Here is a 14,719-nt window from a genome sequence, read left to right on the forward strand (position 1 = left end):
AGGGATCCTGCGATGAGTCCTGGAGCAAACTTCTCTGTGGTCAGTCCTGCTCATTGCGGTGATCCCTTTCATACAACGACCGGCCAACATTGATTGGTGCGTAGAAATCAGGAGGTAGCTATGTTCACTTATCCTTTCAGCATGCTTCCAAACGGTGTCTCGGTAACTCAGCCCCCCTCTTGGAAGAGCATTCTCTCAACACCACGCCTCGCGCATTTCCGGTCCATGAAAAATGGCCTGATCATGTCCTGCAACCCAAGGCACGCCTCCTTCTGTATCCGCCTCGAATGTGACTGGCGAATTAACGCTTATACCAACCGTCCGTTTGCCTTCCACTTCACCGATCAGCATTACACCGTGTATCCAACCTACGTTGCTTGCCTGACTGATGGGACCTGTTTGCATTATCAGTTGACCACGCGCGAGCAGAGGTACGATCCCGAAATCCGCAGCCTTCTGCGGCAGTGCCGCGTCTGTTTTGCAGATGTTGGACTCACCTTGAAACAGGTCGATGTCGGCCTGGACTGCCCTTCACTTCGTCGCCTGTACCACGAAGCCACTCTCGGTTCCGCCTCACAGATCCCGGCCATTCAGCAATTGCTGAAAGAGCAACCCCATGGGCGGGCGACGCTTGACTATCTGCTCCATCAGGGCATGCAAAAATACGATGTCGCCTACGGTCTCTTCCATCATTTCCTGGCTGCAGACCTGACCCGGCCACTGACAGCGGAAACTGAAATCGCAACAGCTAAAGCTATGCCGCCTCATCTCCCCACCGGCTCGCCTGCTAGTGATGCCCCTTTGCTGTCAAGCGCAGCCTAACGGGCCTGGCTTGACCTGATGGACGCGGTCGTTAACAGAAACCTTCTACGATCGAGAGCAACTGTATCGCTTTTGGGACGCACCTCAGAGCCGACTCCGGTCACGGCGGTGACGCAAGCTATTGCAGCCGCCTGCCCCCAAAAATTCATGTGAATCGACACACTCAAAAGGAGCAAACAATGATTATCTCTTCTGAACATGCATTAAAGTCTGTGCTTCGCGACGACCTAGATGGCGGTGCACCCCAACATTACATTGTCGATAGAGCAGCTGAATATGTACCTAAAAACATACTAGGCACGATCATGATGCTGGGTTGTGAAATCTACTACTGCGAACCAGCTCCACCCAATCAAAAACCTTACATAGAATCATTTTTCCGCGTCCTACCCAAAGAATTAGAGGCTCTGATGATAAGGTCAACTTTTTAGCTTCTGCTGATCCCGACGACTGTGAAGATACAGTCCATGCGCAGATCACGCGCCTACGAACATCGCCAAAGGCGACCAGGCATGGCCGCCTAATTAACTGCCACCAGTTTGGCTTTTATTTGGTCGAACAGCAACTCACTGTGTAACCAAACGACTTTTCTCAACCAACTGATGTTACTGGTCCGAGCTATCAGTTGACCACGTCTGAACAGATGTACGATCCCGAAGTTCGCAGACTTCTACGGCTATGCCAAGTGTGTTTCGACAGCAATATAGAGGTGTCCTCGCCGCCAGGCGTTCTACGATCGTGATCACCTGTCTCGCCATAGGGACGCACCACAGCCTCCACTGTAGCCACTGCGTTGGCGAACCAGCCATCACAACCGGCTGCCCCCAATTGATTTGAGTCAACGCACTCAAATGGAGCAAGCAATGATTACCTCCGCCGAAAGTGCAATCAAGTTTTTGCCTCGCAAGGAACTACGTAGGGGCTGTCATGGTAAACGAGTGACCTTGTTGTATTCGCGTAAGAATGACACCCCTGTGGCCTGCGCCAACGTCCTGCAAGCCGAGCAGTGCATTTACCTTGAATACCGTAAGGACGTCATCGCCTACGAATGCCGCCCGCCCACCCTTTGCCGAGGCACAACCGTGTTCAATGCTGACTTCCTGGTTCATCTAAAAACGGGATCAAGGGTGTATTACAAGGTGCTCAGTCCGCGTTTTCGGGAGATGCCTGACGCACAGCAAGCAATGAATGCAGTGGAGACCATGCTGCTGGATAGCGGCTACTTCTTTCACTGGATTGAGCATGCCCAACTACCCAATTCCATCATTACCCAAAACTTGCAGTACCTCTACCACCATAGCTTGGCTGGAAGTGAAAGCTCTGCACAGCGGGTATGCCAATTGGTGAGTGACGTACAACCTAACCGAACGGATCTAAAGACCCTTATAGACATGGATGTGGCCACCTCAGATATCTGTTACGCAATTTTTCAAGGCCATCTGTCGGTCAACCTCAATCAAAAGTTGACACTGTCGACCCACATTTGGAGGCAATCATGAACGCGTTCGAAATGAAAGTCGGGGAGCGCTACCAGTACCGCGGCTGCCGCTACGAAGTTACCCAGATTCGCGGTGAACACATCCAATTGCGAGCGACCGAAGGCACCAAAACTATACTGCGGAACACTTTGCCCCTACTCTATGGGGCATGGAAAAGTGGTCGACTTGTAAAAGTTCAAGAAGCACCTATCCAACATGAACCTACAGCTGTTCTGGCTGGATTACCCAAGCGTATTGCAGAAGGATATAACCGCCGGCAGCATTATACGAAGCCGGTCAATGATCGCTTCCCAGGCAGGCTGCCTAGTGTCCTGACACGAGCATTGATTCACAAACTTGCTCAACAGATCAATGATATCAGCGCGCCAAGCCTGAATACCGTACGGGGATGGGTCCGCAAACTGCGACTCGGCGGAGAAAACTATATTAGCCTAGTACCGAAGACCCGAACCAGACTCAAGCAACGGATAGACAATCAGCCTCACGAGGTACAACAAATCATTGAGGCGGAAATTAAGCTCCACTACTTAAATGAGGAACCTGCCCGAAAAACCGAAGTGATCGACACGATTCTCGAGACACTCGACGAAGTTAATGAGACCCGCCCCCTCTACGACAAGTTAAAAGCTCCGTCCTGCTCGACCTTGAATCGAATCTTACGGGAAGTCGATAGCTATGAAAAAGATCTCGCACAGAAGGGTGTTAAGTATGCCCGCCGGCAGCACCACTGGTCCGTTAAACACAGTAGGGCAACACATGTCTTGGAACTGATAGAGGCCGACACCCAAATGCTGCATGTAATATTAGTCGATCAGTTTGGCCAGGTAATTGGGCGACCATACTTGACCGCCTTTATGGACGTTTGTAGCCGAATGATCTGCGCGTGGGCTGTATCATTCAATCCACCCTCTTTGGACACCACATTAAGAGCGCTTCGTTTGTCCTTGTCTAGCGACAATCCATATGGCGGTGTAGGCCAACGTTACGTTTTTGATGGTGGACCTGAGTACATAGCTGAAAACTTACAACGCATTATCATGATGCTGGGCGGGGAAATCTGCTACTGCGAACCAGGTTCTCCCAACCAAAAGCCCCACATCGAAGCTTTTTTCGGAACTCTTTCCAAAGAGCTAATTCACCTGATGCCAGGGACGACTTTTGCCGCCCCTGCTGATCGCGGCGAGTACGACTCCGAGGAGCGAGCAATGTTGCAACTTGACGAGTTAGTCGAATTTATTGGCCGATGGATTTCAGAGGTTTACGCTGAACGGAGACACAGCACCATCGGAATTTCACCCCGGCAAGCCTGGGAGAAATACAGCAACGCTCTTTTTCAACCAAAACGATACTCATCGGATGAACTAAACAAACATTTTTGGCAAGCATTCAGAGCGACGCCAAGCCAAGGAAGGTTACGCTTTGATTCGCTGTTTTGGACAGGCCCAGCGGTCGGCTACCTTGCTAATCAGTATTCCACAGAGAAGAAACTACTGGTTTATTACGACCGTAGCAATTTAGGAAAAGCTTGGGTCTGCCACCCTGATCACCGTGAAGAGGTATTCGAATTAGAAGCGGTAGACGCTGACTATCAAGACGGCCTTACCCTGCACCTCCATAAGCTCATACAAAAACGCGTGCGCGAAGACCGGCAGAAATTTAACTCTCGCGTAGCACGGAGAGCCAGGGTCAAAATCCTGCGTGAGATCTCCGATATTAAGAACAAGAAAAATCGGCTCAAACGTCATCGTATTGAAGAGTGCAAAGAGGGAATGCAACTCAAGCCGAAGAAAAGTAAGTTGATCCAACGCACGAAACCTGTAGTGGATTACCCCTATCATCAAGACACACCAGATGATTACTCGGCACCTGGAATTTAACGCAGCAGCAAATCAAATTAAGGGAAAAAACCTGCATTTACCTTCACTACCTTTCAGTGGATCAGTGAGGGCTAGATATCCTTGGAGGTCATCATGACACCGGACATGGCCAGTGCCTTGCACGCATTTGATAAAACCATCATTTTCTACCCAAGCTTTCGCCGAGCGTTTTCGCAAATCCAGAACGCGATTGAAAACACACAAACATTGGGGAGGCCAGTTTGTGCTTTACTTTCTGCCCCTAGCGGGCTTGGAAAATCGACGCTGCTCAACTATTTTCGCACCCTTCACCAACCCGACGATGTTAGGGAAGACGGTGTCTACACACGGATGCCAGTAATCTACTGCGAAGTTCCTGCCCAAGCAACCGTCAAAGGCCTTATAACTAATATCTTGCGCATGTTGATCAATCGGACACCTGGGGGCACACGAGAAAAGCTGACGCACCAACTCGTCACGTGCTTGATCACAGCAGGTGTCAAAGTAATTTTTCTCGACGAAATTCAACGCCTGTGCGTCACCGCCGGGGAAAACGTTCGGGTTGACTCGTTAGCATGGATAGTTTCTCTTTTGAATACACTCCGGATTCCAATTATTCTTTCGGGCACCGAAGAGTGCATAAATATTCGTGACAACAACAGAGCTTTTGCACGCCGTTATCCATACCTAGTAGAGTTGAATAACTTCCATTACTCAGAAGGGCCGGATTCTGAGTTTTATTCGATGCTCCAAAAACTTGACTCCAGTATGTACCAGCTAACACCGCTCGGTCTTGGGGCGCATCTGAACGACCGAGCTATTGCATCGGCGTTATACGTTGCCACCAATGGTAACATCGGGACACTGCGCCTTATTATCAGCGACGCCCTAAAATATTGCCTCAATCGTAACGGAACCATGTCCCTTACTGCAAATGACTTCCTAATCGCCACTGAATATATTGATCTGCCCGAACGCCTAAGCGCGACCAACCCTTTCACACTCAGCTACTCGGAGCTCAAAGAAATAATAAACGAAAAAGATGGAGACCCTGATGAATAACTTACTATTTATTCCTATCCCACAAGCGGAAGAAAGCCCCACCAGCATACTTAAACGCATGGCATTTAAACATGGATGTTTTTACGGGCGTGAAATTTTCAAAATCTTGGGCACTACCTCCATTAGCTCTGCTCCTATTTGTCAAGACAATCCAGCAATAATGAAAATGGCTGAGGAGGCTGGCCATCTTCGAGACCTAGTCCTCAATGGTTTCTACCCGCCCGCACCAGATGAGGTAGTGACATCTTCATTGATAATCAGCGGCATAAAAGTGCCTAGAAAGTACATAAGAGCACGCAACAATGCATTTTGCTCTAACTGCTGGAAAGAAGGCAAGGAACACTTCATAATAGACATAAAACTAAGCACATTTTGCCCATTCCACCACACTCAATACATTCTGATATGCCCACGCTGCAAAAAATCAATTAAATGGTGGAAGCCGATAGAGGACAAATGCCAATGCGGTTGCGTCCTCAAGTCGCCTCCCTGCGACCCAGCGGACACGGTGATTGAGCAATTTTTGCTTAAAATATTCCGAACCCATGACCAGGAAAAATTCGACGCATTGCAAAAAATTTTAATATCCATTACAAATTCATTTGCGTGTGACTGGCAGAGCTCAACAGGCCGAGCCATTTTGGGTATTGCAATAGGCGTTATCGACGAATGCCAATCACTGATAGAAGAAAACCTTAAGAAATTTCGCACCCTTTATCCAGACATACCCGCCCGGGTGCTGTTCGCTAAATTCTCTCGAATCCCACACCCTATGATGCAGAACTCAGTGTTACGCGTATTACGCCACCGCTGCAGTGAGGAAAAACCGCCCCTGCAATACAAAGATAACAGCTTAAATGCTAAGAAAGGTAAACCTATAGAGTTCATACTTATCAGCTCACAACTCATGGCGTGGCTTAAAATCCCGATGCCACACTGGCCTGCATTCGTCTCATCTGTTGTAAAAGTTAGTGACCGTGGCCCGTACACTTGGCGTCAGGCGCTCGCTATTTCTGACGCGGCGTTAAAATTCCGTCTCAACATCGGCAAACTAAAGGCAAGCCCAGCACTACCGCTACATCTGTCAAGATACGAGACAATGCAAAAATTATGCATTAGCCTAAAGATGCTCCGCGAGATCTTGAACGAAGGTCTTTTAACCGGACTGCGAACTCCGACCAGCAAATTAGTTATCACTACCGAATCCGTATCTCGGTTTGACGATGACTTAACGTCAATTGAGCTATTAGCAGCCAGCCACAACCTTACAACATCACGCATCTTCAAGGCGCGAGCAGCGCTTAGAATTTTGCCCCCTAGCTGCAGAAGTCGGCTATTACAAGAAAAATTGATACACCGGAAAGATCATTCAGCAATCATAGCCTACTGCAACTCCTCCGTAACTCCTCCGCCTGTACGCACACTTAACCTTCCCATGATTTCAGACTCACCCACCGAAACTTGGCTTACGGTTACAGAGGGTGCGTGCTACATGGGAAGGAGCAGAATGGTAATACGAAGTCTAGTTTCGAAGGGGCTATTAAAAGGCGCTTATACTTTCGAAACCAAAAATGGCTTCTCGGTTAGCAAAGAATCCATTGATACGTTTCTTGATAAACATTTCAACTCACGCGATGCAGCAAACCTACTTGGATGCGCTATAAATCGCCAATCTAGCAAAGCAGCTGAACTCAATATAGTTCCAGTCCGCAGTCCTGAGGTAGATGGCACGCCCTGTATCTTTTATTCTAAAGACAGTTTCAAGAACTTGCAGAACAAGACCGCTAAAGGAGCAACTATAGAAGATGGAAATGGCCTAACGATCACTGAAACTGCCAAACTTCTTCACGTAGACGCCGCAGCAATAGCTTCAATGGCAAATCGCAACCTTTTGAAGTCTATTTATCACCTGACACGTAAACGTCGGCTAATAACCAGCTCGTCAGTTAATGAATTTTATGAGCTTTATGTGAGAGCAGCTACTTTAGCCGATTGGTTAGGCATTACCCCTTCAAAAATCGTCAAAGCTCTTTCTCAGCTTGGAATTGCGCCAATCACAGGAAGTCCACTGGACATCTCGCGCTCGCGCTTATATTCTATTGAATCCTTAACAAATTCTCCTTTTTTCATTAGAAATACCTCCCCCGAAAAGAACCAACCACCTGCAAAACACCGAGCAGGCCTAGATCACTGCCTCAAACTAAATCTACACAATTTACAGAGCGTTATCAAATCCCACAACATAAGCCCTCTTGCATTTTACAACTTATTCAGCAAGCCAGGCACTATTAAAATTATCACCATTAACAAATTAAAATTCATCACCCCTATCGACAAAAATAAAATTGATGAAATCCTTAGTAACTATTACACTTGCCCACAAGCCAATCTCATTCTAAAACCTAAGTTTGCAGAAGCTCTAATTAAAACAGGTAAACTCATCGCGCGCTACCCGTTATCTTCTGCCACAACGACCCCTTTGCTGTCAAAAAAAGATGTACATGACTACATCAAGTCCCTTAAATCCTCAGAAAAATAATTAATTCTCTTAATTTTAGATCTCAAATCTTTGGCATGATTTGGCTCTTACTGTGACTGTTTTCGACAAAACTCAGAGAAACTTGACAGTCAACTGTTAAGTCATTTTGGCATTCCTATGTAATTCAAAGGGCAAAATTCACCGTCAGATTGAAAAATGGGGACTTCCCCGCTAGCCGCGCATCCTGATCACGAGGTCAGGCTCGGCGGCTACCTGCGCAGCACCTTCACCTCTGCTTGCTTGCCGTCCGTTTCGCGCAGGTACTCCTGCATCGAGTCGTCCATGGCCTGCATCCAGCGGGTATGGTGAGGCACTGCTTTGGTGCCGGTGATGACCGAGCGGTAGGATTTGTCACGGTAGCCCATGATGTCGTGCTTCTTGTCGGTCTTCCATTGCAGGAAGATGCGGTTCACCGCATCGATGTCGAAGCGCGGGTAATCCGTCTGCTCGATCAGGTGCTTGATGTATCGGCCCTGGAATTCATACATCGAAGCAGTAGTTGCCAGCCGCTCCTCATCCTCGCGCCAGCGCGCACTGTCAGCCTGCATGACCGCCTTGGCCGGCAGCTTGATGCGCCCCAGCATGTAGTCACGAGCAAACCACGCCTGTGCATCGAACAGGTTGAAGCTGTACCACAGGTCCTGCATGCCCAGGTAAAGCAGTTGCGGGTTTTGCTCCCACACCACGCCTTGGTACAAGCCGGCAGGCCACAGGCGGTTGTTGGTCTTGAGGGTGAGTTCATCGGGCAGGAACGGGAAGTGATGCTGGTAGCCCGTGCACAGGATGATCGCATCTACGCGCTTGTTCGAGCCATCGGCGAAGAACGCCAGGTCGTTTTCGACGCGGACCAGTTGCGGGCGCTCTTCCCAGCCCTTGGGCCATTTGTAGCCCATCGGCTGGGTACGGTAGGCCGTGGTGATCGAGCGCGCACCGTACTTGTAGCACTGCGAGCCGATGTCTTCGGCCGAGTAGCTGCTGCCGACAATGAGCAGGTCCTGGCCGTGGAATTCCATGGCTTCGCGAAAGTCGTGAGCGTGCAGGATACGCCCGGTGAAACGTTCGAAGCCTTCGAACTCCGGCACGTGCGGGGTAGAAAAGTGCCCGCTGGCCACCACCACATAATCGAACACCTGCTCGATGCCAAGCCCCGCGCCGTAGTCGTGGGCGCTGACGGTGAACTCGCGGGTGCTTTCATCGAAGCTGACATGCTTGACCACCGTGTTGAAGCGGATGTAGTCGCGCACCCCAGCCTTGTTTACGCGGCCCTGAATGTAGTCCCACAGCACCTCGCGCGGCGGGTACGAGGAAATCGGCCGGCCAAAATGCTCATCAAAGCTGTAATCGGCGAACTCCAGGCATTCCTTGGGGCCGTTGGACCACAGGTAGCGGTACATGCTGCCGTGCACCGGCTCGCCATGCTGGTCGAGGCCAGTGCGCCAGGTGTAGTTCCACATACCGCCCCAATCGGCCTGTTTTTCGAAGCACACGATTTCGGGCATGGGCGCGCCCTGGGCATGGGCGGATTGGAAGGCACGCAGTTGCGCAAGGCCGGACGGGCCGGCACCGATGATAGCGACACGAAGAGTCATAGTGATTCCTGAACAGTTGAACGCTGAAAAAATGCAAAGGCTCCCCAACCCCAAACGGCAAAAGACCGGGGGGTGGTGAAATTCAGGCGCTACGGTGCAGGTGGGGGGACGGGGCGTTTGCGCATCTGGGTCAGCAGAATGTTGACCGGCGGAATCGACAACACGTGGTACAGATTCGAAAGCGGAGAGAGGGTCATGGGGGCGGGCCCGTATCCATCTGCGCAAGGCGCGAAATGGGGGCCTGAAGGGCGGAAGATACGTGTGATCTCGTGCATGGGGGGCTGAAATGGCCTCTTTTCTTTATGGTTTCTTTTTTATCTATAACGGATGGGGGTGGGGATAGCAAGGTTTGCGGCCCCGCCCCCGGCAGCCAAGACAGCACGAAGTACGGCCTTTGCGTACGTTCGTCCTCGGGCTCGCCTCATCGCAACGATGAAAAAAACTTGCAGAGACAAACTACGACCAATAGAGTCGTAGTTATTCGAGCGGCACCTCTCGTGCGATCGAAGCCACCGTTTTCATCCCCGACCTTCGGAGCACCTGCATGAAATCCAACATCCTGATCATCGGTGCCGGCTTTGCCGGTGTGTGGAGCGCCCTGAGCGCCGCCCGGCTACTCGACCAGGCCCAGCGCGACGACCTGAGCATCAGCGTGCTCGCGCCGCAAGCGGAACTGCACATTCGCCCGCGCTTCTACGAGGCCAACGCACACACGTTGAAGGCCCCCGTGGGTGAGTTGTTCACTGCGGTGGGCGTGCATTTCATCACCGGTAACGCCCAAGCCATCGACGCCGATGCGCGCACCGTGAGCTACATCGACAGCCAAGGCCAGCGCCACCAGATCAGCTACGACCGCCTCATCCTCGCCGCTGGCAGTCAGGTAGCGCGCCCAGCAGTCCCGGGGCTGGCCGAGTACACCTTCGACGTCGACAAGATGGAGTCGGCCGTACGCCTTGAGCAGCATCTGACGGGCCTGGCTGCCCTGCCCCCTTCACCTGCCCGCAATACCGTGGTGGTCTGCGGTGGTGGTTTCACCGGCATCGAAACGGCCACCGAAATGCCCGCCCGGCTGCGCGCCATCCTCGCAGGCGCCGATGTGCAGGTGCTGCTGGTTGACCGTGGCGCCAGCATCGGCGCGGCATTGGGTGCAGGCATCAAGCCGTCGATTGTTGCCGCCTCGCAGGTTGCCGGCGTCCAGTGGCTGACTGGCACCTCGGTGGTGGCTGTCGATGCCGGTGGCGTCACCCTGGACAACGGCGAGTACATCGCCAGCAACACCGTGATCTGGACCGTCGGTGTCAAGGCCAGCCCGCTGACCGCTCAGGTTGCCGGCGAGCGTGACAACTTCGGCAGGCTCAAGGTCGACGGGCACCTCAAGGTCATTGGCCAGGACCACATCTATGCGACCGGCGATACTGCCTGGGCTGCTGTGGACGAAGCTGGCAACCACGCCCTGATGACCTGCCAACACGCCATCCCGATGGGTCGCCACAGTGGCAACAACGCCATGGCCGACCTGCTGGGGCTGGCACCTGTGGTGTACCGCCAGCCCAAGTACGTCACCTGCCTCGACCTGGGTGAGTGGGGGGCGGCGTACAGCGAAGGCTGGGAACGAGAATTGAAACTGCAGGGCCAGGAAGGCAAGCACCTCAAGCGCCAGATCAACTCGGTGTGGATCTACCCGCCGGCAGCTGACCGCACCTTGGCGTTGGCAGCTGCCGACCCGATGATTGCCATCGTTTGATGCGAGAAAACCTGACAAAACCGTCAAAAAACGTCGGTTTTGTCAATTATTTCGTTACATTGAATGACTGTTCAACAATGATGGCCATATGGCATCATTCAAAGAAAACCATGCAAGAGGGTGAGAAAAATCTACTAACCCGCAGTGCATCAAGAGCCTGGCGCCACCTCGGTGTCCTGGCTTTGCAGCCAGCTCCTGACGCCTGCACGCCACCGTCAAGGAGCATTCCATGCAGTTAAGGAATTTGAAAATCGGCATTCGCGCTGCCAGCGTGTTTGCCCTGCTGGGCGTCCTGGTCCTGATCATGGGCCTTATCGCACTTTACGAAACCCGCCAGATGGACACGGCCACCGACGAGATCCGGGTCACCTGGATACCCGCTGTGGTAGCGCTGGGTGACATCAGCAGCAACCTCGGGCGCGCCCGCGCCGTTACCCTGCGGGCCGCGCTGGACGATAACCCCGGCGAGCGCACACGTAACCTGCAGATGCTCGAAGCCATCAATGCCGAGCTCAAAGGTGGCCTGAAGGACTACGCCGACACCATCATCGCGGCCGACGACCGTGCCCTTTTCAACACCTTCAACGACGGGTATCACCAGTACCTCGAACTGCAGCTGAAAGTGCTGCAGGACATTGCTGCAGGCCGCATGGACGAGGCAAAGCAGCAGATCAGCGGCCCGCTCACCCAACGAGCCGACAGCATGATGAAGGCCTTGACGGCGCTGATCGACTACAACAGCAAGGGTGCCGAAGATGCCTCGCAGCGCAGCAGCGATGTAGCGGACGAAGCATTTAACGCCATCATCTTCTCGTTGCTTGTGATCATGCTTGCCCTGGCCGCGATGGCTACCGTGCTGACTCGCAGCATCGTGGTGCCTCTGGCCGATGCAGTGGCCGTGGCCGAACGTGTGGCCACGGGCGACCTCACCCAGGAAATCCGCGTCACCGGCCGCGACGAGCCCGCCTTGCTGCTGCGCGCCCTGAGCCGCATGCAAGGCAGCCTGCGCGACACCATCCGCAAGATCGCCGCCTCGTCCGACCAGTTGGCCTCAGCCTCGGAAGAACTCCACACCGTCACCGAAGACACCAGCCGCGGCCTGCATCAGCAAAGCGCCGAAATCGACCAGGCCGCCACGGCTGTCAACCAGATGACCGCAGCAGTCGAGGAAGTGGCGAACAATGCAGTCAGCACTGCGGACGCCTCCAAAGGTGCCGACCAGACCACCCGCGATGGCCGTGACCGGGTCAACCAGGCACTGGCGTCCATCCAGCACCTGGTGGCCGATGTGACCGGCACCTCGGTCGAGATCGAACAGCTGGCCAACAATGCCAATGAGATCAGCCGTGTGCTGGATGTGATCGGCGCGATTGCCGGGCAGACCAACCTGCTGGCACTGAACGCCGCTATCGAAGCAGCCCGCGCCGGCGAGGCAGGCCGTGGCTTTGCCGTGGTGGCCGACGAAGTCCGCGCCCTCGCCCACCGCACCCAGCAGTCGACCGCAGAGATCGAGCAGATGATTGCCGGCATCCAGAACGGTACCGAGCGGGCCGTGACGGCGATGCACAGCAGCCAGGGGCGTGCGACGGGCACGCTGGAAGTGGCCCAGGGCGCCGGTCAGGCGCTGGAGGTGATTGCCGAGGCGATTGCGTCGATCAACCAGCGTAACCTGGTGATTGCCAGTGCTTCAGAGGAGCAGGCGCAGGTGGCGCGCGAAGTGGACCGCAATTTGGTGAACATTCGTGATTTGGCGATGCAGACCTCAGCGGGGGCCAACCAGACCAGCGCGGCGGCACAGGACTTGTCGCGGTTGGCGGTGGACCTGAATGGCATGGTGGCGCAGTTCAAGGTTTGATCGGATATAGCCGGGGCTGCTTTGCAGCCCATTCGCGGGGCAAGCCCGCTCCCACAGGTTCACTCCATTGCTTTGGTTGAATCTGTGGGAGCGGGCTTGCCCCGCGAATGGACCGCAAGGCGGCCCCCATTGCAACTGTCAGTCGTTGACGCTGATAACCCGCGCACTGTTGACCGCCTGCCCCCGCGTCGCCAGGCAGTAATACAACGGCACCGTCACCAGCAACCCGAACAGCCAGGACAAGTCCGCCCCTTCGACAATGCTCGAATACGGCCCCACATACAGGGCGGTGTTGGCAAACGGCAACTGCACCAGAATGCCGCAGGCATAGGCAATGATCGCGTGGTGATTGAAGCGACCATAGATGCCGCCATCAGCGCTGAAGATCGAAGGAATGTCGTACTGGCCCTTCTTGATCAGATAGAAGTCGATCAGGTTGATCGAAGCCCACGGCACCAGCACCAGCAGCAACGCCAGGATCAGGCCGATGAAGTGGCCGATGAAGTCCGCCGAGGCGTTCAGCGCGACCATCCCGCAGCCCAGCAGAATCACCGAGGCCAGGATTACCCGCACCTTGATGCTTGGCGTCCATTCGGCAAAGAACGTCTGAATAGCAGTGACGATCGACAGCACCGCGCCATACAGGTTAAGGGCGTTATGGCTGATGATATTGAGCAGGAACAGCACCATCAGGATCGGGCCCAGCCAACCGGTAGCCTGCTTCACTGCGTCCATGGCGTCAGTACCTTCCGGCACGCACAGCACCGCCACGGCACCAAAGCTGAAGCACAGGATGGTGCCCAGGGTCGCGCCAAAGTAAGTGGCCCAGAACGGCTTGGCAATGCCCACTTCACGTGGCAGATAACGCGAATAGTCGGACGTGTACGGCGAGAAGCTGATCTGCCAGATGGTGCCCAGTGACACGGTGGCGATAAAGCCCGACAGATTGAATGCACCACGGCTGAAGAAGTCGGCCGGCAGCTCCTGGGCGAACATCATGATGAACCCCGCCAGCAGCGCAGAGCCCATCACCCAGGTACCGATGCGGTTCAGGACATGGATGAAGCGGTAGCCGATCACGCCAATGGCCGTGGCGCTCAGGGCACCGATCACGATCGCGCCCGGCATCGGCATGCTCGGGGCAATGCCGTGAATGGTCTTGCCCGCCAGGACGATGTTGGAAATAAAGAAGCCGACATAGATCAGTGCGGTGAAGAACACGATCAGCAAGGCGCCGTAGCGGCCGAACTGGCCACGGCTTTGCACCATCTGTGGAATGCCCAGCTGCGGTCCCTGCGCAGAGGCAAGGGCGATGACCACGCCCCCGACCAGATGGCCCAGCACAATGGCGATCAGCCCCCACAACAGGTTCAGGTGGAACACCTGGACCACCATGGCGCCGGTGACAATTGGCAGTGGCGCGATGTTGGTACTGAACCAGAGGGTGAACAGGTCGCGCGCCTTCCCGTGGCGCTCGGCAGGTGGAACGTAATCGACCGTGTGATTCTCGACAAACTGGTGTTGCGATGACGGTTGGGACATAGGATTCAGCTCGAAAGGTCGTTTTTATCGTTGTAAGGAAACCGCATCTAGGCGGCCTCTCAGCTGCGGACCATATTATGGTATTCCAAGATTTTGACAACACTGATCCGCAGTAAAAATCGTCCACTGATCTGCTTTGGAAAGCCCTACCACAAATCCACTCACTGCTATAAGCCACGTTATACGTGGCCTTGAGCCGTTCATCGTGTAA

Annotated in this window: 10 protein-coding genes; 8 read left to right on the forward strand and 2 right to left on the reverse strand. The window is 53.8% G+C overall.

The window, feature by feature from the left end; translation table 11 throughout:
* Positions 1-120: 120 nt before the first annotated feature.
* The 6 genes from OZ911_RS16730 (at position 121) to OZ911_RS16755 (ending at position 7,778) form a co-directional block, all read left to right on the forward strand.
* A complete protein-coding gene (locus OZ911_RS16730) occupies positions 121-822 on the forward strand; it encodes a hypothetical protein (protein ID WP_012314158.1) in 702 nt (233 codons plus the stop codon).
* A 179-nt stretch (positions 823-1,001) separates the two neighbouring features.
* On the forward strand, positions 1,002-1,253 hold the full coding sequence (locus OZ911_RS16735) for a hypothetical protein (RefSeq protein ID WP_012314157.1): 252 nt from the start codon (positions 1,002-1,004) through the stop codon (positions 1,251-1,253).
* A gap of 432 nt (positions 1,254-1,685) precedes the next feature.
* Positions 1,686-2,321, forward strand: coding sequence for a hypothetical protein (locus OZ911_RS16740; RefSeq protein WP_042111387.1), 636 nt, complete (start codon positions 1,686-1,688; stop codon positions 2,319-2,321).
* The gene (locus tag OZ911_RS16745; protein WP_012314155.1) at positions 2,318-4,198 is read left to right on the forward strand and encodes a TnsB C-terminal domain-containing protein; all 1,881 of its coding nucleotides are present in this window, start codon (positions 2,318-2,320) and stop codon (positions 4,196-4,198) included. The genes OZ911_RS16740 and OZ911_RS16745 overlap by 4 nt, the downstream gene beginning before the upstream one ends.
* 93 nt (positions 4,199-4,291) lie before the next feature.
* Complete coding sequence (locus OZ911_RS16750) at positions 4,292-5,239, forward strand: TniB family NTP-binding protein (protein ID WP_012314154.1); 948 nt, start codon at positions 4,292-4,294, stop codon at positions 5,237-5,239.
* Positions 5,232-7,778 (forward strand): TniQ family protein, encoded by a 2,547-nt coding sequence (locus OZ911_RS16755; protein WP_158246729.1) that lies wholly within the window; start codon positions 5,232-5,234, stop codon positions 7,776-7,778. The genes OZ911_RS16750 and OZ911_RS16755 overlap by 8 nt, the downstream gene beginning before the upstream one ends.
* Positions 7,779-7,987: 209 nt before the next feature.
* Here the strand turns inward: OZ911_RS16755 and OZ911_RS16760 are convergent, their stop codons facing one another.
* Positions 7,988-9,367 carry a trimethylamine monooxygenase gene (locus OZ911_RS16760; protein ID WP_023047061.1) on the reverse strand — a complete coding sequence of 460 codons (1,380 nt, stop codon included), beginning with the start codon at positions 9,365-9,367 and terminating at the stop codon, positions 7,988-7,990.
* A gap of 544 nt (positions 9,368-9,911) precedes the next feature.
* Between OZ911_RS16760 and OZ911_RS16765 the strand changes: the two genes are divergently transcribed.
* Both OZ911_RS16765 and OZ911_RS16770 read left to right on the forward strand, forming a co-directional pair.
* Positions 9,912-11,111, forward strand: a complete 1,200-nt coding sequence (locus tag OZ911_RS16765; protein ID WP_023047060.1) for an NAD(P)/FAD-dependent oxidoreductase — start codon at positions 9,912-9,914, stop codon at positions 11,109-11,111.
* A 229-nt stretch (positions 11,112-11,340) separates the two neighbouring features.
* On the forward strand, positions 11,341-12,966 hold the full coding sequence (locus OZ911_RS16770) for a methyl-accepting chemotaxis protein (RefSeq protein WP_023047059.1): 1,626 nt from the start codon (positions 11,341-11,343) through the stop codon (positions 12,964-12,966).
* A 138-nt stretch (positions 12,967-13,104) separates the two neighbouring features.
* On the opposite strand, the gene OZ911_RS16775 is transcribed toward OZ911_RS16770, so the two are convergent.
* Complete coding sequence (locus OZ911_RS16775; protein WP_023047058.1) at positions 13,105-14,508, reverse strand: purine-cytosine permease family protein; 1,404 nt, start codon at positions 14,506-14,508, stop codon at positions 13,105-13,107.
* Positions 14,509-14,719 lie beyond the last annotated feature (211 nt).

This window comes from Pseudomonas fortuita, from assembly GCF_026898135.2.
In the GTDB taxonomy this organism is placed as follows: domain Bacteria; phylum Pseudomonadota; class Gammaproteobacteria; order Pseudomonadales; family Pseudomonadaceae; genus Aquipseudomonas; species Aquipseudomonas fortuita.

What these genes read in the sequence shown, in the direction of transcription:
- OZ911_RS16730 (WP_012314158.1), top strand. Translation starts at nt 121, where the DNA reads ATGTTCACTTATCCTTTCAGCATGCTTCCAAACGGTGTCTCGGTAACT.
- OZ911_RS16735 (WP_012314157.1), top strand. Translation starts at nt 1,002, where the DNA reads ATGATTATCTCTTCTGAACATGCATTAAAGTCTGTGCTTCGCGACGAC.
- OZ911_RS16740 (WP_042111387.1), top strand. Translation starts at nt 1,686, where the DNA reads ATGATTACCTCCGCCGAAAGTGCAATCAAGTTTTTGCCTCGCAAGGAA.
- OZ911_RS16745 (WP_012314155.1), top strand. Translation starts at nt 2,318, where the DNA reads ATGAACGCGTTCGAAATGAAAGTCGGGGAGCGCTACCAGTACCGCGGC.
- OZ911_RS16750 (WP_012314154.1), top strand. Translation starts at nt 4,292, where the DNA reads ATGACACCGGACATGGCCAGTGCCTTGCACGCATTTGATAAAACCATC.
- OZ911_RS16755 (WP_158246729.1), top strand. Translation starts at nt 5,232, where the DNA reads ATGAATAACTTACTATTTATTCCTATCCCACAAGCGGAAGAAAGCCCC.
- OZ911_RS16760 (WP_023047061.1), bottom strand. Translation starts at nt 9,367, where the DNA reads ATGACTCTTCGTGTCGCTATCATCGGTGCCGGCCCGTCCGGCCTTGCG.
- OZ911_RS16765 (WP_023047060.1), top strand. Translation starts at nt 9,912, where the DNA reads ATGAAATCCAACATCCTGATCATCGGTGCCGGCTTTGCCGGTGTGTGG.
- OZ911_RS16770 (WP_023047059.1), top strand. Translation starts at nt 11,341, where the DNA reads ATGCAGTTAAGGAATTTGAAAATCGGCATTCGCGCTGCCAGCGTGTTT.
- OZ911_RS16775 (WP_023047058.1), bottom strand. Translation starts at nt 14,508, where the DNA reads ATGTCCCAACCGTCATCGCAACACCAGTTTGTCGAGAATCACACGGTC.